The sequence below is a fragment of the Amycolatopsis sp. lyj-346 genome (assembly GCF_046548975.1).
Lineage (GTDB): Bacteria > Actinomycetota > Actinomycetes > Mycobacteriales > Pseudonocardiaceae > Amycolatopsis.
In genome coordinates this window covers 235086-256106 of sequence record NZ_JAJPWT010000013.1, presented here as the reverse complement: position 1 = coordinate 256106, position 21021 = coordinate 235086, and the positions used below count along the sequence as shown (strand labels likewise).

Annotated in this window: 10 protein-coding genes; 6 read left to right on the top strand and 4 right to left on the bottom strand. The window is 68.7% G+C overall.

Going from position 1 to position 21021, the window contains the following annotated elements; genetic code table 11:
- Window positions 1-5: 5 nt before the first annotated feature.
- Window positions 6-1532, bottom strand: a complete 1527-nt coding sequence (locus ACLJQE_RS32655; RefSeq protein WP_410643373.1) for a lipase/acyltransferase domain-containing protein — start codon at window positions 1530-1532, stop codon at window positions 6-8.
- A 913-nt stretch (window positions 1533-2445) separates the two neighbouring features.
- Here ACLJQE_RS32655 and ACLJQE_RS32650 point away from each other — a divergent pair.
- A complete protein-coding gene (locus tag ACLJQE_RS32650) occupies window positions 2446-3417 on the top strand; it encodes a hypothetical protein (protein WP_410643372.1) in 972 nt (323 codons plus the stop codon).
- A gap of 204 nt (window positions 3418-3621) precedes the next feature.
- On the opposite strand, the gene ACLJQE_RS32645 is transcribed toward ACLJQE_RS32650, so the two are convergent.
- Both ACLJQE_RS32645 and ACLJQE_RS32640 read right to left on the bottom strand, forming a co-directional pair.
- Complete coding sequence (locus ACLJQE_RS32645) at window positions 3622-4353, bottom strand: hypothetical protein (RefSeq protein ID WP_410643371.1); 732 nt, start codon at window positions 4351-4353, stop codon at window positions 3622-3624.
- Window positions 4354-5074: 721 nt separating this feature from the next.
- Complete coding sequence (locus ACLJQE_RS32640; protein WP_410643370.1) at window positions 5075-8107, bottom strand: DEAD/DEAH box helicase; 3033 nt, start codon at window positions 8105-8107, stop codon at window positions 5075-5077.
- Between the two features lie 153 nt (window positions 8108-8260).
- On the opposite strand from ACLJQE_RS32640, the gene ACLJQE_RS32635 reads away from it, so the two are divergent.
- From ACLJQE_RS32635 to ACLJQE_RS32620, 4 genes are read left to right on the top strand one after another with little or no spacing between them, the layout of a single operon-like run.
- The gene (locus tag ACLJQE_RS32635) at window positions 8261-9790 is read left to right on the top strand and encodes a PD-(D/E)XK nuclease family protein (RefSeq protein ID WP_410643369.1); all 1530 of its coding nucleotides are present in this window, start codon (window positions 8261-8263) and stop codon (window positions 9788-9790) included.
- Complete coding sequence (locus ACLJQE_RS32630) at window positions 9787-10890, top strand: hypothetical protein (RefSeq protein ID WP_410643368.1); 1104 nt, start codon at window positions 9787-9789, stop codon at window positions 10888-10890. Before ACLJQE_RS32635 ends, ACLJQE_RS32630 begins: the two co-directional genes overlap by 4 nt.
- On the top strand, window positions 10887-14138 hold the full coding sequence (locus tag ACLJQE_RS32625; protein ID WP_410643367.1) for a hypothetical protein: 3252 nt from the start codon (window positions 10887-10889) through the stop codon (window positions 14136-14138). The genes ACLJQE_RS32630 and ACLJQE_RS32625 overlap by 4 nt, the downstream gene beginning before the upstream one ends.
- Window positions 14132-16600, top strand: a complete 2469-nt coding sequence (locus tag ACLJQE_RS32620) for an RNaseH domain-containing protein (protein ID WP_410643366.1) — start codon at window positions 14132-14134, stop codon at window positions 16598-16600. Before ACLJQE_RS32625 ends, ACLJQE_RS32620 begins: the two co-directional genes overlap by 7 nt.
- Here ACLJQE_RS32620 and ACLJQE_RS32615 read toward each other — a convergent pair.
- Window positions 16582-16965, bottom strand: a complete 384-nt coding sequence (locus tag ACLJQE_RS32615) for a hypothetical protein (protein WP_410643365.1) — start codon at window positions 16963-16965, stop codon at window positions 16582-16584. The two genes, ACLJQE_RS32620 and ACLJQE_RS32615, sit on opposite strands and share 19 nt — an antisense overlap.
- A gap of 35 nt (window positions 16966-17000) precedes the next feature.
- On the opposite strand from ACLJQE_RS32615, the gene ACLJQE_RS32610 reads away from it, so the two are divergent.
- Entirely contained in the window at window positions 17001-21011 is a 4011-nt protein-coding gene (locus ACLJQE_RS32610) for a hypothetical protein (protein WP_410643364.1), read from the top strand.
- The last annotated feature ends 10 nt before the right edge of the window (window positions 21012-21021 follow it).

Genomic DNA, 21021 nt, shown 5'->3' with positions numbered 1-21021 from the left:
ACCACTCATTGCTCCGGTGCCACGACCAGGATGAGCCGGAACACCGGTTCCCGGCCACCGGTGACTTCGATCTCGTATAGCCCGGTCTGGTGAAGTGTGTAGTTCGTCGTCAACCGGCCCTCCGCAGGGCGGAGCTCAAGGTGGTGGACTGCGCCGCTACCGGTGACTTCCCGGATGATGCAGGTGGGAGCGGACTTTCCGTCCCATTGCGTTACCCCGATGGGAAATGGCTTGCCTGGTTCGGCCCATTCCGGAACGTCGAGACCTAGCTGTCCGTCGCCCAGCATGACGCCGAGTTCGTCCGGATGGCTCAGGCCGCTCAGCATGCCGATCGCCAAGTCGCCGACCGTACTACTGCGGATGAGGGCGCTGTGCTCTTGCCGGACCGAGATTAGTGCCGCTTCGGAATCCCGCAGATGCGCGGCGAACCGGTACACCGTGCCGTCTCCCTGGCGGTCTTCGCGCCGGGGAACGCCGTCTGATCCGACGAGCACACGATCACCGCTGTCGCGTGTATACATGAATTCCTGACCCACCGCACCAGCCGCTGTCATGCGGTAGCTCTGCAAGGTTCTGTGCCCGAAGCCCACAACCATGCTGTGCTTCGGCAGAGGTGATCCACTTATTCCTTGCCGCCATTCGAACGACGTCCGCGCCAGGTCCTCGCGCCCGCCCAGTGCCACGAAATCCTGCACGCCCGGCCTTCGCATGTCGCGACCGTCGTCCAGCGCGCGATACGAGGGGAGCAAGTCGTACAGCCCCGGCATCGTCGCGGCGACCTCGCGCAGCAGCGGAGGCTTGATCGGTACCGGCGCACCCTCGCCAGAGTTGAGCATGATCGCGGCTTTCACCGACCCTTGGAATGGCGTCCCCGCAGTCAGCACTGCTCTGATCTCGCGCGCGATGTCCCCGTAGCGCATGAGTTCGCGAACGAGAAGCCCGCCCATCGAATGAGCGATGAAAAGCAGCCTTGCGGGTCCTGCCTCGGGATGGCTCTGGAGGTATCTCCGGTGGGCGGCGTGGTCACGCCAGGTCCGCAGGTGACGCTGGGCCGCAGTCCGAAGGAGGGCTCCGTTATGGGTGACGGAGAGCCGCCAATCGTACGGAAATGCCATAACAGCGTTCTTGTGGACCGCATTTTTCCGCAGGCGCCGGATGATCTCGCTGTAGGGCTGCGCACCGCCGAGCCCCGGGAGCCAGTCGGCGACGTTCAGCACGCCGGTCGCCTCGATCCGCACGCACTGCCCCGAACGCTCCCGGTCGGTCACCGCCAAAGCCCGCAGCCGGTCGGAATGCATCCCGACGCTGTACTTGAAGAGTTCGCCGACGCCCCACAGGGTCTTACCCGTGGCGAGGTCTTTCAGCGTGCTGCCCATGATACCGGGCACGACGATCACGGCGTCGTGCAGCAGCCTTATCTGCGAAGGCCCGCTTGGCACATTGGGTGAAGTCGAAGGCATGGACAGAAGGTCGACGCGATCGCGGCGCTTGTTACACAGCGCACCGCCCTTCACCTCAATCGATACAACCAAGGGGAGAAATTTCCCACATACTCACGTAGCGCGGTCCTATTTTTCATCAGGTTTCGATACCGCCGGAGCAAATCGCACAGGAGAGATCGGCCTAGCACACGCCACCAGCAACGATCGACCGTGCCGGGACCCCTAAAGCTACCCAATGCTACTCTGTCGCGTCGGGTCATCCACCGGACTGAGGAACGCGCCGGTAAATTCTATCCGTGCAGTTGTTCGAAAAGTCGATCGTCTCGACTCACGTACCGCACTTACCGTGCGATGACTCCACCTAGTTCGAATCCGGTCGATTACCACCTGGAGGAAGGTAGGTTTTCGCCGACTGCAGCGAGGCCATAGACGACCCAGATTGCCCCCATGCGAGTCGACACCTCGATCTGTGGCGTTGCACCAATCATAACCGTCACTATTGGCCACGTGCCAACACGCTGCGGCCGACGTAGGTCTGCCTCCTGGATCACCAGCGGGAACGACGTCAACGACCGCCCCTACGAGTAACTCGCCTTCGAGCAGGTTCCCGCGCTCCTGCCCGTCTGTCAGCGCATGGCCGGGGCCTTCCGGCACGAGGACTACCCCGTCACGACCGGCAAGCTATCCGGCGAGCCGTACGGCATGCCGCAAACTCGCAGGCGGGCCGAGTGGCTCGACACGTTCATCGGCCGGGTCGATCTGATCAGCATGCTCGACGACGTTGGCGAAAACACCACCACTGTAGGCTCGCCTTCAGCTACGGCGACCGGCGACTCGACGATCGGGCTCATGCATGGCCGGGTTTGTCGGTGCCCCTCGCTATGGTGCTCCGTATAGCGGCAAGTGGGAGGAGCACGCACATGACCGTCCCCAGTTACCGACCATCTGGATGCCCGTCTCGATCCATCGCCAACACAGCGGCCATCGCCGAGACGGTGTCGCAGTGAGCCGCCGCGAGCGTTACTACAAGGCTGGCGTCAAAGAAGCTCTATTCATGCTGAGCAGAGGCCGCTGCTATGCACCCAAGTGCCCGCAGCGCGTGCTACGCATGGTCGACGACGACCCGAGCATCAATATTCAGATCGCACACATCAACGGTCTGAATCCGGGCAGCGCACGCTTCGACCCGACCATTCCGATATCGAAGCTGAACAGCTTCGGCAATCTACTCCTACTCTGCCAGGCCCACCACGGCCCAGTGGACGACAAGATCAAAGAGCACAAGTACCCCGTCGCCCTACTGCTAGGCTGGAAACGGGAAAGAGAGGGTAGTTCCTACGACCGACTCGCAGGACTTGACGTACTGGGCAAGGACGACCTGAACGACATGCTGGTCTCGGTCGTCGCCGAGACCAAGGACGAGATCCTCGACGCCATCGACGAGGTTGCCGAGGTCAGCAAGAGCACCGCTGCGACACTGCGGAAACTCCTCGCAGAGACGTTCGACCGGCCCTACCTCGATCTGGATGCTGTGGCACTGCTGGCAGACTCGGCCACAGCCCTGCGGCACCTGCCAGACTCGGCGGCAATGCTGAGCTCCGCCGCGGGACAACTGGGCAACCTGAGCGACAGCGCTGTAATGCTCAGCTCGGCCGCGTCGCGGCTCGCTGACGCAGCCGACACCGCAGGATCGCTCCAGTCAGCGGCAACGGACTTCTCATCGATTTTCGATAATTGGTCATCGTATGACGTCCAGCAGGCCGCCGGCGAGGTCGTGAGCGCGTCCCAACAGTTGTCACAGGTCGTGGCGGACCTCAACAGCTCCGCGTACAACACGAGCCACGATGACTATGGCGGAACGGTAATCCAGCACGTCACAGACCGCTTCCGCGCTGGACTGATCACCGGCGCCGTCGGCATCACCATCATCGCCATCTTGATCACGGTCATTGTTGTGCAGAGCAAAGGAGGATGACCTGAGACAGTTGTCGTCTGAGCGATCCATCGAGCGCCCGGTCTCTCCCGGCCCAGACAAGTAGTCGCGTCGCAAGAGCACACATGCTCGAGCAACTCCTCTGGAGCCAATCCGGCCGCGCGTCCGCGATCGGCCGCTCAACAGTGAGCACAACCTCCGCAATAGCTATACGGACGGCTATATGGCAGCCGTCTTTGCCGGCGGTCAGGCGACCAGAGCTGTTGGACGACTCTGTGCGTCACGCGCGGGTTTTCCGCCGACCGCATTACATGGAACTTCCGCCTGGTCCTCCGCACGGACGATCTTGACGAGTTGTCGCGCTCGAGCGGCACCAACGCGCAGGCGAACACGCAGAGTATCGGCCGATATCGGCTTCTGATGAGCTGCACGATGAGCGGCGTTCTCTCGTCGGGCTTGGTCCAGGAGCGCATCAAACGCGCGTTCGGCCGGCACCCGCCGACCGTCCTGCGGCGCAGCAGGTTGCACTTGGCTGCACGCCGAGCGACCGTTCGACTTCTCCTGAGCTCGTTCCTCAGCCTGCTCTACATCGGCGAAGTCGAGGGCTGCCTGCTTCTGACCGGCTTCCCCGATCGCCTGCAGCAAGCCGGCCCCGACCTCGGCCCAACCGATCAACAGCAGCGGACCAACAGCGTCGAACGCCGCCTTCCCGTACTCCCCCGCCACGAGCGGCTCCGCCACGTTCAGCGCCAGCGTAACTATGCTGGCAAAGATCAGCAGCCGGCGGGCCGGACGGAGCACAGCTGGCGAAGCGCCAGTGAGGGCCAAGTGCCTGGTGCTGAGCAGCAGACCGAGAATCGAGAGGTCAACTGCGGGCGCGACGAGCGGCGCCACCCAGGCTGGCACTCCCAGCTGGAGGGCGAGGCTGAGGACGTTGCCGAAGCCGAACAGGAACGTGAGCCCAACGACGGTACCCATGATCACTGAGACTGCCCGGACGATAGTGGAAGTATCGGACGATCGACTCCGGTCTGCAATGGCCATCAGGCATCGCCACTCGGGTTGGCGAGCTGGAAGCCGCCCTCGATGACCAGCATTCCGGTGGAGAACCCCTGGTCAGACGCAGGGCCGTCGGTGTGATGCCCTGCCGAAGACTCGAACCTGCCCATGCCGCTCACCGCGCACCCCGCGGCCGACGCTCCATCACCAGCCGGACGTCGACCCGGATCAGCAGCCCGTCGGGCAGGACGATTGGTGTGATTGCCGCCGGAATCTCACCGGGGGCACGGAGATTTCGCAGGTCAGCGCCATACTCCTAGTCGAAGCAGCGACTCGGTGGACGCGTTTGTCCAGGTCAAGCCGTGTGAGTTCGAATCGGTCCGTCGCAACGAACCTTCCTCTTCGATCTGCTCTAAGTCACTCCTGCTGGAGCGTACGAGGAGCGCCGTGGCCTGATGGCCGGGCTGGCGATGCCGGCCCCATACTGGACGTCGTGGATGTGCCGCGAAGTCCGGTAACGCCTGCCTGTTCGATCCAAGCCCGCACCGGGATCGAAGTGCAGCGCTCGGCCATCGAGCCAACGCTGGTTCCGGCCGCTGCGTCCTTTGCCTCGGCGGACTCGCCACCGGCAACTGGGCCCGACTCGCTGCCCGGCCGAACAGATGAACCTGCACCCGGCCAGTACGGCAGTCCGGCGGGGTCAGCTGCTCGCCAACCTGTCGAAGGCCCGCTGGGCCTCGACCATCTCCGCGACGAGCCGGAGCACTGCGCGCGCCTTGCGGTGATCATCACCCAAGATCGAGGCCAGAGTCGCCGGGTCGGTTTCCGCGATCGCCTGCGGGTGACGGAGTTCGTACCGCCACAGGCACTGGTAGTCCCACCGATCCAGCGCGTCACCGGCTCGCGCAGCCAAGTCCGCGTACGCCGACGGCACTCCGTGGTCGAGCTGGAGCGGCAGCTGAGCCAGGTCACCTTGCCGAGCCATCGGGTGCACTTCGCCCGCGAGCTCGACGATGGTGTCGATGACGTCGCGGGTCCGCCCCAGCACCGACGCGACCGGGATGATCGGCTTCCGGCGGTTCGCCGTGCCCAGCAGAAGGCGTTCGAGCTGATCCATCGAGATCAACTTCGTCCAGGTGAGGCAGATCAGCGCCCGTGCCGTCCGGTCGACCTTGTTCGGCGCGTTGACCACGGCCCCGACGATAACGTTGGGCAAGGCCCGGCCGGCGAAGTGAGGGACCAGGTTCCGCCACGAGACGGTCCATTCGACATCGATCGCGTCGAGCTCCTCCGTGCACTGGGCGAGGACCAGGAGGACCTCGTCCGTGAGGTCGTCCGGGCCGATCGCGCGCAGGAGGCGGATCAGCCGGACCGCGGAGGTGACGCTCACCGTGCCGGTGCTCACTACCTCGCCGAGCGGCGTGGGTGCGAGGAGGTCGTCGTGAATGTCCAGCAGGCCCTGCTCGGCCAGGTGCTCGGCAGCGTCCCAGAGGGACCTGCGGTTCCAGGTCACCGGCGTTCCGCCCAGCCGGCCCTGGTGACTCGCGAAACCGCGGTTCAGGAATCCGTGGACGTCGCCCGTCCGGACACGGTGGTTGCGGCGGTGCAGCGCGGCGACGATCTGGAGGACCAACGTCGGGAGGTCGGGTTCGTGCCGCAGCAGCGCCGACACGGCTCGCTCGGGCGTTCCGGCGACGTAGGTGTCCAGGACGTCCGCTTCTTCCGCCGTGGTGACCGGGACGACCGCTCGGCCCGGGCCCGCCCGGCCCGCTCGTCCCGCCATGTTCTTGTAGGCCGCGACCGTCCGCGCGGCACCGGGGGTCCGGTTCCCGATGTCGCGGATCACCACCAGGTCGGCGGGCAGGTTGACGCCTTGGGCCAGGGTGGCCGTGGAGACGAGGAGCTTGATGTCCCCACCGGAGCGGAAGGCGTCTTCCAGCGCCTTCTTCGTCCGGGTTCCGAGATCGGCAGTGTGGAACGCGACGCCCCGCCCGAGGCACTCCACCAGCTTCGCCTTAAGGCGGGTGTCGTCCCCTCGCGGCAGGATCACCTGTGACGTGGCGGGTGGCAGGCCGAGCACCTCCCCCAGCCGCCGGGCTTCGGAAACCGCGGCACTGCGCGTGCCGACGAACACGATCACCCGTCCTCCGTGGTCGATCTCCTCCCGGATCACGGCCGTGGTCGCGTCGAAGCCCGGGTCGTACTTCGGCCGCACCACCAGCTGTTTCCGTACCTCCTCCCCCGTGTCCGTGCGGCCGCGGAAAGCGCCGTCCGGGCGAAGGATGCCTTCGACGAGGGGAACCGGCCGCTCGGTCCACCTCAGCGGAGTGGCCTCCAGCCACGTGTCCAAGTGGCTGTGATCGTCACCGAGACCGGTCGACAAGGCCACGATCTGCGGCCTGCGGGGCTCCGGCATCGTCAGCACCGAGGCGAGCAGCAGTTCCAGCGCGGGTCCGCGCTGGTCGTCGGCGATGTTCTGCACTTCGTCGACGACGAGCGTTCCGATCTGGTCGAGCAGCTCCGGGTGGGACCGGACCAGGCCCGCGTAGGTCTCGTAGGTGAGCACGCCGAGGCTGTACCGGCCCCGGACGATCGCCGGGATGTCGGACGCGAGTTCGCCCGTGGCACGGACGACCGTCATCCCGGCCGCCCCGTATTCGGCTTCGAACCGGCTGTACAGCTCGTTGACCAGTGCCCGGGTCGGCACCAGGAACACCGCGCGTCCCCGCGCGGACGCGGCACGCACAGCCGCCATCTCACCGACCATCGTCTTGCCGGCCGCCGTCGGCGCCACGATCACGACGCTCCGGCCTTGGAGGACGTGAGCCCGGTTGATTGCTTCGCGCTGCAGGGAGTTAAGCTCCCCGATCCGCCGGCGCCATCCGGCCAGCACGACGTCCGGGATGCCGTACGGCCGGAGTCCGCCGACGTCGGCGGTCACCGGTTCCCGGTCGTCCGGGGCCGCCAACGCGGCATACCGCGGGCCCGGCAGCAGACGAGGCCAGACCATGTCCGCGGTGGCCGTGCCATGAACGGCGGGGATCTGCTCGAGCCCGAGGACTTCGGCGCGCCCCGCCACTTGACGCCGGACGACCTCGAGGAGCTCGCCGACGGGCACCTCGTTCCGGGCCGTGACCTCGGCCCGGCCGGTCAAGGCTAGGACCAGCTGGCGAGTCAGCAGGCCGTGCCCGCCGGCGCGATCTTCGTAGGCGGCTTGGTCGGCGGCGCACGCGGTCAGCACCAGGCGACCGGCCACACCAGACCATGGCAGCTCGGGCGTCGCTCCGGGGTTCACGGCCGCCGACGCCACGACTTTGGCGCCGGCGCCGCCTGAAAAACAGCAGTCGAGCACCACCACGACTCGCCGGGCCGCCAGCGCGTGCAGGTGCTCGAAGAGGACGGTCAACGGCACGGCCGTTCCCGGGAGGTCGGCCGGATCGGCGTCATGGGTGAGCAAGTCGTGCGTCGTGGATCCGTGGCCCGAAAACACGATGATCACGGTGTCCTCGGGGGCGCCGAGTGCGCGCAGCCTTCCGAGTTCGGTGATCAGCCGTTCTCGCGTCGCACTCTCGTCAACCACAAGAGTGAAGTCTTCGTCGGGAAAGCTGTCCGAAAACAACGCGTGAAGCGTCTCGGCGTCCCAACGGGCAGTACGCAGATGAGTGATCCCGTCCGACAGATACGTGTTGACGCCGACGAACAGCCCGCGGAAGGAACCTCGCCCGTGCCCCACCAGCTCACCACCTCCGATCCCGCTGGACGAGCAGCGAGGATAGCGGCGAAGCCGCGGAAGGCCGGCTGAGTGTCGCCGACCCAGCGGTCGATCCTGCGGCTCAGCCCCCGCTACATCGCGAAGGCCGACAAAGCGTGTCCACGAAGTCTTGCCGTGAAGTGCCGGCCCGGCTCCCGGACACGCCCGGACGAGCCGATCAAGAAGAGGGGGCTCGAAACCTTCGCTGACCAGGCCGTCCGCGATGTACTCGACCTCATCGTCTTCGAAGGGATGAGCGTCCCCGAGGCACACCGCCGCCACCGCGCTTCCCCCTCCGGTTCCCGGTGCCACGCCGGCCTCCTCCGGTGGGCCGAGCACGCGGTGCTCGGCTACCTGCGCGCCGACGAGGCGCTGGCTCACGCGTCGGGGCGGCGTCTGCACCCGCGTTCTCGCGAGTGGGCCGTCCAGTACCCGATCCGGCCGGGACCCGACGACGACGTGTTCGAGATCCGGGCCTCCGGCCGGTGGTACGAGAGCGAGGACGGCGACGTCCGTGAGATCCGGTTGCTGCGTACCCACTCGGTCGATCCCGACCGGCGAGAGGTGCCGCCACCTCAGCTTCCGGAACTGGCCGCCATCGCGTTCGTGCTCGTGGCGGGTCACACGGTAATCGGCCCGTGGAGCGCCCCGCTGGTCGTGAGCCCGGCAGCGGCCGCGGTGGACCGCGTCCGCATAGTCGAGATCGGACTCTCCGATGGCTCATGGGCCGTGGTCTTCGACGAAACCGCGACCAGGGTCCGCCACCTCTACGGGGAGGTATCGCGCCAAGTCCTGCGAGACGTGACCGAAGGAACGGGCTACCGGCCGGGCCGGGACTGCGTCCGCTGCCCGCTGCGCTCCGACTGCCCAGAACTGGTGCGGCGGCCCGGCCTGCTCGGCATCCACGATAAGTCCAAACCGGCCCGGAGCTGGAGCGTCACCACCGGACGCCGGTATCGGACGTGCCCTGCGCAGGCACACCTGCGCGACCTCCGGTTGCCTTACCCGGAGGATCGGGAGTACGGCCTCGATGCCCGGCGCGGCAAGGCCGTGCACCGTTGGCTCGAACACCAGCACGACCGGAAGCCACCGCGTCCGTGCCGTCCGGGGGACGTCCCGCCCGGACCGTCGTGGTGGCCGGCGTGGGGGGTCACCGGCCGAGCGGCGCTGCTCGGCGAACAGATGATCGGCGACCACTCGCTGTGGTGCCCGGTCCGGACGATGAGCGGAGCCGACACGATCCGGTCCGAACAGGACGTGGTCGTGTACGACCCCGAGGCCGACGTTGTGGTGTACGCCTCCGTGGACGCCCTCTACACCGAGGGAGACACCGTCGTCGTCCGGGAGACCAAGTCGACCGGGCAGATCCACGAGGGCGACCTGCTGGACCGATACCCGCAGGTCGCACTGGCCTTGGTGCTGGCCGCAGAAGGTGTGTTCGGCCCGACTTCACGCATCGAACTCGAACGGCTGACTCCGGCGGGCCCCTTGGTCGACAGGTTCTCACCGGACCAGGACTGGCTCGTCGCCCGCGCCCGTGAGGTGGTCCACGAACTCGCGGCGCCGTGGCACGCGGACCTGACGATGGCCGCGCAGCCCGGAGATGCCTGCCAAACGTGCGAAGTGGCGCTGTGGTGTCCCGACGCGAAGAAGGACGAGGAGTGAACGAAGACGACACCGTGCCGGTCCGCGAGGAACGGGTGATCGCCGCGGCGGTGCGAGCCGCTTACGCGTGGTCCACCCGGGACGAGCACGGCGGGGAGGCGATGACCGAGATCTGCCGGATGACCGGTGTCATCATGGAGGCGCACGGCCCGGGGAAGTCGCCGACGGGTCCGCTGGACCTCGTCGAGGCCCTCGGCCGGCCGTTGCGCGGGCTCATGCTCTCGTCGGACGACACCGGGGTCGGGGAGATCGAGCTGCTCGACGGCGACGAGCTGACCGACGCCGCACACGATCTCGCGGCCGAGTACGCCTGTCCACTCGACCGCACCGGTGCCGGCACCGGCGACTGGCTGCCGTCGTGGACCAGGATGCGGTCCGACCGCGTCAGCCGGGAGGTGTTCCGCGCCCTGATCGAAGACGGTTCCCAGAAGGTCTACGTCAACTCCCGCCAGTTCATCATCGAGAATCCGACCGGCCTGCCCGAGCTGCTTCCCGACGAGCGCCTCCAGGCCGGCGCCCGGCCCGCCGGCCGATGCGGGCCGCTGGCAGCTCACCAGAAGCACACCGGTCGTGACGGGCGCGAGTACTGGTGGCCTTGCCCGGTGTGCAAGTACCCGATGGTCGTCGATCCACCCGAGGTCCGCTGCCCGTACCGCCTGCATCGAGCACGCTTCGGCCTGGACGAAACGGCGCGACGGCCCCGGCTCGTCCTGAACGCCGGGCACCGGGGACCGGCCGCGCGATCGGCGGCCGGGGTGGAGTGCGTCGACGCCGGGGTGTGGCGGTCCGTCGTCGTCCCGGGCGTGACCGAACTCCGGCTGGCGAAACGGCTCCGCAGGTACTCGGAGGTACACCTCTGGCCGGGCTTCGACACCTACGACCTCCACGTCGTCACGGGCGACTACCACTACGACGTTAAGGAATGCGCTTCCCTGAAGCAGCTCATCAGGCGGCTGCGGGAAGACGGGGCCAAAGCGATGCTCCTGCTCCCCGACACGCATTCCCACCAGATCGACCCGCTCAGGCAGGCCGGGTTCGCCGCGCTCTCGGAAAAGGACGCCGTCAAGCTGGCCCGCCGGGCGGCCGGGGAGGCGCGGTGAAGGACGATTCGAAGGTCCTCTTCGCGGTGCGAGCCGCACTCGGCCTGGCCACCGCGTACTTCCCGGTCGACTCCCCCGCGCCGGGCTGTGACCTCGTCCGCGCCGACCACGTGGGTTTCGTGCTCGACGGTCATTTGGAGGCCTGGGACCGGTGGCGCGTCCTGCCGTCCGCCGAGCGGCTGCGCTTCGGCCGGCTGATGCGCATGCGGCACAACCGGCTCGCCGACGCGAAGGTCGCGAGGAAAGTCCTCGACGAACTGCTAGACGCCGGCGAACTCCCGGGCTGCCGTCGTGCCGACGACTACGAAACCTCCGGGCTGCTCCTGGTCGAGCTCGGCATGGCGCCCCTGCGGTTCACCGACGACTGCCTGGCGGTCCTGGACGGCCTGGAGCAGAAGCGTCCCCGGTGCGTCCCCGTGGCCGAGCCCGGCGGGCACCGCTCCATCCTGCGCGTCCCCCGCGAGGGCGGGCACGACGAAATCGTCGACGCCCGCTACGAGATCCGGCAGCACCACCTTCCCGACGCGAGCCACCCGGCGGTGGTGACCACCGCCGCCGACCGAGAACGGATCGAAGTTCCGCTCGACGAGCTCGAAGACATCGCCGTCACGCTCGACGAGCGGTTCGGGACGGAGCACCGCACCAAGTCGGTCCGAAGGTTCATCGACAAGATCCGAGGCCGCCCCGGAACCTTCGACGAGACCGGGACGAAGCTGGTCCTCGAAGCGGGTGAGCTGAACGAGCTGATCGCCTACACCGGGTTCGGGAAGTCGGTCGTGCTGATCGAAAGCTTCGCTTGCTGGGCCGTCGAGAACGAGGTCGTCGTCACCTACGTCCTGCCCAACAACGCGGAAGTGGCGAAGTACGCCCACACCATCGAAACGGCCTTCACCGCGATCCGGCCGGGCAGAACCGTGACGCCCCTGATTTCGCCCAGGTCCATGATGGACGTGGCCCGCATGGTGACCGGGCCGCCGGCCGAGTGGGTCTGGCGGCAGTTCGGCTACGGCTGCGCCCTCGCCGCCGCGGCCTCCACCGACGAGGCGGTCGACACCTGGACGCCGGGCAAGGAACCCTGCACCTCGCTGCAGCAGCCGCGCAAACGCGGTGACGGGGACCGGACCGTCGCGTGCCCGTTCCGGACGACCTGCGGTCGTTACCGGCTGGTACGAGCGGCGCTCTCGGCCGACGTCATCGTGACCTCGCACGCGAACCTACATCTGGGCGTCCTCCAGTTCCCGGTCGACGACGGCCTGGGCGTCACCGACCGGATGTCGGTGGAAGAGCTGGTCATGCGGCGCAGTCACGTCGTGGTCATCGACGAGGTCGACGAGTTTCAGCGCGGCACGATTTCGCAGGCCGGCCGGGGACTCGTGCTCGACGAGGCCGGAAACATCGACACCCAGCTGCGCCGGCTCGACAACGAGTTCGGGGCGGCGTTCGGCCGCGTCCGGGCCCAGGTCGACGCGAGCGTGCGGGACTCCTACCACGCGATCCGCTACCTGTCGGAGAACTACGTCAGCCACCTGGCCTACGGCCGGATCGGCGAACCCGCGCCGGGCGTGCATCGCCGGTGGACAGTGCCCCGCCGGTGGGACGCGTGGCTGACCGCGCGCCTGTTCGGCATGACCGACGAGGACGTCGCACCCGAGCAGGTCGTCGTGTTCCAGTCCCTGTTCCCCGGGCGGGACTGCCACCCCCACGCCGGGGAACCCGGCTTCTTCCCCGCGATGCGGCCGCTGCTCGAACTGCTGACCACGGCCGGGTTGGGCGCGGGCACCGTCGCCTCCGTGCGCGCCGAGCTCGACCGTCTCCTCGGCCCTCGGCCGGCGGACGAGGAAGAAGAGTCCGATGAGAAGACAGCCGAAGAGCGCGCGGTGGTCCCCGGCAGCAAGGAGCGCGCGAAGGTGGTCGACCGCCTCGTGCGCCGGGCCATCCTCGAGCGGATCCGCGTCTACCTGCACCGGCTGATGAACAACAGCCCTCAGCTCGTGGACGCCGGCATCGAATCCGTGCAGGTGATCGCCGACGCGCTGGGCACGTACGGGCGCTGGCGGTTCACCCCGACCGGTCCGCTGGGGCGGCTGGTCTTCGCGTTCACCGAGCACGTCGACGCCGACAACAGTGACGACGCGTGGCTGCGAGCTGCTGCTTTCGGCGGTGATCCGCACGTCTACGTCGCCCAGTTGGGCGGCACGACCGCGCTGGCCCACGCCGGCACCCGGCGCGTCGTGCTCGGGCTGTCCGCCACCGCGTTCTTCCCGCTGGCACCGCACCACCACGTCCACGTGGAACCGCGGTGGTGGGTGCGGGATGACACGGACTCGGTGGAAGTCGTCCCGGCCGAAGTCGGCGGCGCCATCCGGATTTCCGGGCTCAGCGGCGCCGAGCGGGACGCGGCGACGCGGGAGCTTGCGACGCTCCTCTGGAAGGAGCACCTGCGCGACGAGCTGGCCCAGCTGAAGAAAAACGACAAGGACCGCGCCCGGGTCCTGCTCGCGACGACGTCGTACGCCTCGGGGCAGCTCATCGCCGAAGGTCTCGTGGCGGCGGGGGTCGAACCCCCGAGGATCTGCCTCGCCACCAGGCCGGACAAGAGCGAGCGGACGCCCGCGGAGGTGCACGCCCACGAAGACGGCTGGCGGGAACTCCCCGCGGACAAACTGGACGAGCTGCCCCGGCATCCCTGCAACATCCTCATCGCTCCGCTCGCGCGGGTGCAGCGCGGGGTGAACATCATCGGCGCCGGCGACCGCTCGGCGCTGGGGTCGGTGTGGCTGCTCGTCCGGCCGATCCCCTTGATCGACGAGCCCGAAGAGCTCGTCGCCCACATCCAGTCGACGGCCCTGCGGAAGGTCCCGGGCGACGCCGCTGACCCGCTGGAGGTGCTGGAGCGGCGCAGGACTGAGGCGGGGACCTACTTCGACGAGATCGTGCGGAGCAAGCCCTACTTCAGCAGCCAGCCGCGGCCGGCGCAGCTCGGTGTCGTCGCCGAAATCTTGAACGGCGCGATTCAGCTCGTGGGACGCGCACGTCGCGGCGGTACCGACACACGACTGCACCTCGTCGACGGAGCGTTCCTGAACCCGTCTCGCGGGCCCAATTTCGCCGCCCTCGTGCAGGAGCTCAGGCAGGAGTGGCGCACGACCGGTGTGCTGGCCAGGATGGAATCGCTCTACGGCACGACCCTGCAGGCCTTTTTCGACTACGCCGACAAGAACGCGAACACCCCGGAGAAACCATGTTGACGACACTCGCGTTCCGGCTCCCGCGGGAAGATGTCGTTGACCTGCTCGGCTCGGTCACCGCCTATCCCCTGTCGGAAGAGTTCCAGCGGATCTGGGATCAGCTGCCCCGGCGCGGAACCCACCGGCAGCCGTACTCCGCGCTCGCCACCGCGCTCACGGCGGCCACCGGGCAGCGCGTGTGCCTCTTCGGTGAATGGGAACTCGGGGAGGACGAACGCGCTCGAGGCAACCGGATGCTGCTCATCACCGACAAGGCGCTGGACCACCGCTTCAAGCCGGCGGTCCGGGCGTGGGAGCGGCAGGTCCGGAGCGGCGCCGCCGACGCCGAGCTGGCCGACCGGCTTCCGCCGCCCGAGAAAGCGCGCCTGCTCGCCGAGCACGTGCAATACCGGCCGGGCGCGGTCCCGCTCGCACCCGGCTGGGTGTTCCGGATCGCGACCTGGCAGCTGATGCGGAGACTCGCGGAGCGCCCGCTGGCCCTGGCGGGCAACAGGAGCCAGCGGCTGATGATCGACACGGACGGCTGCCTCCTCGCGTGGGATCGGGCCGATCTGCTCGCCGGCAGTCGTCCCGGGATCTTCGCCATGGGCCGCATCAGCGCGAAACTGACCACCCGCGGCGGCGTCGAGGACTTGATCGTGACGTTCGACGCGCACATTTCCCGCTTCACGACGGACTGGGCCTTCACGAAGAACACCTGGCTGTACCGAGGCGACGACAAGCCGATCCTGCGTCTCCCGGTCCGGCACCGCCGCACCGAGGACGAGTGGGTGACCTACCTCGATCCACCGATCGTGAAGGTTCTCGAGGCGTGCCAGACGAGCGGCATCGAGGTCGGTACCGAACTGCCGCCGGAACCGGGTGCGGCGCGGCCGAGCACCCGCGAGTTCCAGCGCCACGATGTCGGCAGCGGCCCGGGACCGCGCTACATGGCGCGGCTCCACGCCCACGTCACGAACTGCCTTCCGCAGCTGCGGACGCTGACCTACCGGCAGGCCAAAGAGATCTCCGTCCCCCAACGGCCGTCGAAGAGCGGACTACCGGACGTCGACGTGTCCTCGACCGGTTTCCAGCGCGTGCTCATCACCTGCCTGTACGCGACGACCGACGCCCACCAGCGGATGCTCGGCGAACTCCGTGCGTTGGCCGATACCGACGTTTCCCCGGTCGAGGGTGGCCCGGCCGTACCCGTCATCGAGGGCGTGGACGTGCTGATCAGGCATTGCCCCGACCTTCTCCGGCACGGGCCGGGCGGCCGGGCCGCGCTGCTGGAGAGCACGATGGACTGGGAACCCGCGGACGACCAGCTCGTGGTCGCGTGGGTCGAGACCGAATACCACCCCGAGGTCGACATCAAGCAAGACGACGACAAGAAGCCATACCTGCGAAGGCTGCTCGCCCAGCACGGTATCCCGTCGCAGTTCTTGGCGACCGACCCCGCCGGCGTCCGTCAACCGCGGACCAAGAAGCAGCGGGAGGCGAAGGTCGAGGCGAAGGCGCACGCAGCCCGCAGCGCCCTCCGCGATCTCTTCCGGATCGCCGGGGCCACCGGACGGCACCTGGCCCGGCCGCCGGGCGCGGACGAGAACCTGCTCGGCAGGGAAGCGCTGCTGGTCGGCATCCACGCACGTCGCCAGCAGACCGCTGACGGCGAGGTGCCTTTGGTGCTCACCTTGGTCGCCGTCCACGCGTGCCCCGAGGGATCGTGGTCGACGCTGATGGCCAGCACGACGACACAGGACTGGCGTACCGCGGCGCGGGGCATCACCGACTTCCACGGTGGCTCGATCGGCGACCCGTACCTGGGGCGGTCCGAAGAGAAGGCCGCCCGCACGCGGGCCCACGTCGACGAAATGCTCCGCAAGCTGGTCACGGGGGACCGCGTGGGCATTCCGGTCGTCCTGTTCGTCGACACTGTCGCGACGCGATCGATCTGGCCCGGCCTGCGGGACCAGTCGCTCGGCGACGGCGCCCTTCCCGGAGACCGCCTCGTCCAGGACGGCCACGACGTTGCCCTCGTCCGGTTGAACGACGACATCGCCGAAATCGGGCGACCGGTCGACCGGCTCGGCGGCCGCCGCCCGGCGGACCCGGACACCCCGGGTTCGCCCGGCCGCAAGCCCAAGCTCTACCGGCTGACCGAATCGGCACAGCCGCTATGGCTGTTCCCCCGGCTATCCCGCAAGCTCGACTCCCTGGCGGGCCGGCCGAGCATGAACTTCACCCGGTGGACGCTGCCCGCTGAGCGGAAGAAGGAACTACGCGCCTCCTGGCACGCCTACACCGCCACGGAGATCCTCGTCGTGCGAGCCGGCGGCTGGGAGCCCGCCGAGCTCGCCGCGATCACCGCACGGCTGTGCGAGCACCCGGTGTCATGGGACCACCGCACGTCGTTCCCGGTTCCGCTGCACCTCGCGGTGGGCGCGGACCGGGACCACCCCTCCTACCGGGCCGCCAGGTGACCGGGCCGTCCACGGCCCGGGACCATGGGCTTCTCGAGCAACGGGCACACCGGGGCGCGGTCGGCACGCTCCTCCGGCGCGTGCCGGTCGCACAGATCGGCCGGGCACCCGAAGTCCCCCGCGGAAGCGCGCAGTGCGATAAGACGCCGCGCCCGCTCGTTGCCCTTGCTGATGAAGTTGAGCTCCTCGTCGGCACGCGTTTCGATCTCGTCCAGCAGCGCGTCCCACTCGAGCAGCGTCGCGGTCCCCGCACGGGTGGCGTCGACCAGCCGCCGCCACCGGCTGCCGAGGTCGTAAGCGTGTGCGTCACCCCTGATCTCGGCGTACCGGGCGCAGAGCGTCGACCACGTGCAACTTCCGTCCACCGTCGTCCCTCCGCCCGTGAAGCTGGTGCGTACCGATGCTGAACCACAGTGTCGAGGTCACCTTCGGCCCCGAATCACCCGGGTCCCCCGAAATCCGGTGGCTGGTGCGACGCATCCCCGACAGCGGCGCCGGGAGCTGGCCCGCCACCACCGATCACGTCGAGGTCGTCCGCGCGCTGGGAGGGGGCCGCAGTGGCGGCACCGTGCTGCTCGCGGACCGGCACGAGGCACGACACCGGACACGATGTGTCGTCAAGATCGACCGGACGGGCGATCTCCACCGGGAGTGGCAGGCTTACCAGAGTCATGTCAAGACGCTCGTCAGTGGTTTGTTCGCGCCGGTCATCGCGGCCACTTCGGACGTCGTCACGGGCACGAGCCCGGACGAGCTCGGTGCGCTCGTCTACGGAGAGGCCTCCGAGTACACGGGCCAACCGGGGGATGCGGTCCTGACACTCGGCGAACTCGTCGCGGCGGCACACGCGGACGCCACCCGGCTCCCGGCCGCCCTGACCGTTCTCGACCGGACCCTGCGCGGCGCCGCCGCAGCCCTGCACCGAACCCACAAGTTGCATCCCGGCATCCGTTCACTGCGTTCCCTCAATCCTGGGCTCGGTCCGAGTCTCACCCTGGACCTCGACGACGGTGCCGCACCCTGGCACCCCGACGACGTCGTGCTCCGGCGGACGCTGGGCGGACTCGACACCGATCTGCAGCCGGGTGACCGGGTCGAGGTGCGCGGGCTCGCAGCGGACGGCGCGTTCCTCGGGGGCCAGGACATCAAGATCGGCTACCGCGGAGAGCTCGGACGAACCAGCGTCGTCCGCGGGACCGTGCTCACCACCCGCGGTGCCGAACGACGCCGGCTGGTCACGGACTCCGTGTGTCCGGACGAGGTCACCGGTGGCAGGTGGCACGTCGGTGACGACGTGTTCGCCGACCCGTTCGCGGCTCTCCCTCAGGTGCTCACCGAGAACACCGTCGACCGCGTGTATTCCGCCGCTCACGGCGACTTGAACGTCGGCAACGTGGTCGTGGTGGGCGACCACCCGTGCTTCATCGACTACGCCCACACGACGGGCGAGGCGCCGCAACAAGCCGACTACGCGTGGCTGGAGATCTCCTTCCTGCGGGACGTCTTCGCCGACGCGGCTCTCCCGCACCTCCTCAAGGTGCAGCGAGCCTTGGCTGTGGCGAGCAATCTGCTCCAACGCGGCGCCACTACGGACGAAGCCTGCAACCTCGGCCTGGGCCTGCTCACGGGGGCCGGGACGACCGAGTTCGAGGTCCTGTTCAGGATCAGGGCGCGGGCGCACGCCTGCTACCCGCACGACGACGCCGGTCCGGAATGGGTGCACGACCACCGTTCCCACCTCCTCCTCGCGGGTCATCGCACGCTCAAGTGGAGCGGCGCGGTGCAGAGCCCCGCGAAGATCCGGGCCGTGGTGGCCGCGGCCGCGGTCGCGACGGAGTGGCTGACCGAACCGTCTCCGTTCGCCCATTGGTCTCCGGTCGACCGCGAACGGGCGGTGGCCGGCCTGCGGCCTAGGATCGTCAGCGCACTCAGCACGGGTTACCGCGACCAGGTCTTGGCCGGGCACCGGCGTGACCACGAGACCTTTATCGACCTGCTCGTCGAGGACACAAGCACACCGGGCACAACGCGAAATGCCGTCGATGCCGTGCTGCGGACGACCGTTTCTGTGCTGACCGGTGGGCGCGGCTCGGGCAAGACCAGTCTCCTGCGGGAGATCGCGCATCGGACGGCGGTCAGCGGCCGCCGCATCCCCGTCCTGCTCACCGCCGGGCACGTCGGCTCTCCCTTGCTGACCACAGAGACGCTGTCCACTGCGGCCGTGCTGCTGCTCGTCGACGATCTCGACGACGCACCCGACCGCCCGGCAGCGGTGGCGGAGCTTCAGCGAATTCACACGGCTCATCCCCACCTCTCGATCGTGGTCGCCGGCCGGGAAGACCACGGCTTGCCGTTCCCAGAGCTGCGGCTCAAGGATTTCGACGAGGCCGCGATCGGCGCTTTCCTCTACCAGCACGCACCTCCCGAGGCGGTTCCGGTGCTGCTGCACTCGCTGCTGGACGATCCGGTGTGGACACCGCTCGACCTCCGCCAGCCGCGGTCGCTGGCGATGCTGCTCGGTCACATCCGGTCGGGTGCGCTCCCGGCCCGGCCGCACTCCCTGCACGAGCGGCGCCTCCGGAAGGAACTCGGTGACGACGGGTTCGCTGCCGCCGCCCGGATTGCGGCTGGTCTGCTCGATGGTGGTGTCGTCGAACCGGATGCGTGTCACGCCGCGATGAACTTTTTCAGACGTGACGGCGATTCGGGGTCACGGCTCGCTGATCGGTCCGATCGGGACTTCCTCGCCGCCTACGCCCTGCGGTCTCGTACCGGAGCGGAACAGGTCTCGAAAGCCGCCCGGCCGAATTGGCACCACGCGCTGTGCCTGTTCGCCAGCCTGCCGACTACGAGCCCGGAAATCGTCCGCCGCATCATCGGCAAGCTCTCCGGCGAACCGGTCCGGGCCGGTGAGCTGCTCCGCGCCGCGCACCACGCGCCGGCGGAGCTGGTCGCGCATTTCGTCCGGACCCAGCAGGAGCTCCTTCGTGCCGAGCTGCGGCCCGAAGGGCTTCAGGCATTCGGCGACCCCGAAGCGCTGGCCGAAGTCGTGCGCGATCGCGCAGCCCGGTCCGACGCACGAGCGACGGCACTGGCCACGCTCGAACGGCTGACCGACCGGGCCCGCCCTGGCTTCGAGCACCGGTCGGCACGGGCAGCACTGACCGACTCGGCCCTCGCAGTTCTGGCGGGCCCTGCCGACCCGGCTTTGCGAGTGGCGGCGTTGCGTGCCGTCAGCCGGTTCCGGCTGCGGGGCCTGGAACTCCACATCGCCGCGCAGCTATCCGAACCGGACTCGTGGGAAGTGGTCCGCCACGCCGCGGAAGCCCTGCGTGAGCTCGGAGTCGCGCTTCCGGAGCCGGAACGCGCCGCCTACCACGACGCTGTGGAGCACCGGCTTGACGCGGTGGTCGAGGAACTCGGCGCCGCGACCGACGTCGGCCACGCCCGGCACCTTCGGCACGAACGCCTCGATCTCCTGGAAACGATCGCGCCCCACCCTTCGGCGAAGGAGATCCTGCTCCGGCACCGGTTCGCGTTCGACGTCTCCGGTGTCGCAACACTGCTCGATCCCCACGTGCCGGGCACCGCCGTTCCGGCCCCCGACGCATGGCTCGCCCAGATCGGTCACGGCTCGACGGCGGAAGCGGCCGAGGCCGCGCACCGGCTGCTCCGGGACGCGCCCGGCCGGTCGAGCGACGTCTGGTGGGCGGTGGACTGGGGAAGTGCGGAAAATCACCACTTGTTGATCGCCGCCGCGGTCGTGGACGAAACGAATGTCGACGACGCCGAAGGGCTCTTCTCGGCTGTCCTCGCCGCTCCTGGGCCGCCCCCGCTCGAGGGAATGTCCGCGTTGGTGGTCGCCCTCTTCCGCGCCGATCGCGAACGGGGAGTCCGGCTCGCGTGGACCGCCACGCGGTCGTTCGCCGCGCGGGAGATACCCGAACGTCACCACTGGCCGTGGAAGCTGGCGCTGGCGCGGTGCCGAGGCGGCTTGGCCGACCTCGACCGCCTCCTCTGCGGCGACGAAACCGACGTCGTGCTCGGCATCGAAGCTCTGGCCAGCTGGGACGTCCTGGATTCCGGCAAGGCCGGTCCCGACGACTTGAGCGCCCCGGCGCGGGCGGCCCTCTTGGCCTCCCGGCCGCAGCAGGAAACACCGCCTCGCGAGATCGACAGCTGGGCTCGGGCCGTCGTCACGGCAGGGATGCGCACCGCTGTGCCCCATCTGCGGGAACTGGCCGCGGCGGCAGGCGACACCGCACTGACCCTGAGTTCGAACGCGGGCACGGTCGACCGCCCGATCTCGGAGGTTCTGCGCGCCGCCGTGGCACAGCTGTCTTCGAACACCGAGTCCGGCGCCCCGGAAGGAGAACCCCCGTGCGACGACGTGAACCGGCCACACGCTTGATCCGGCACCG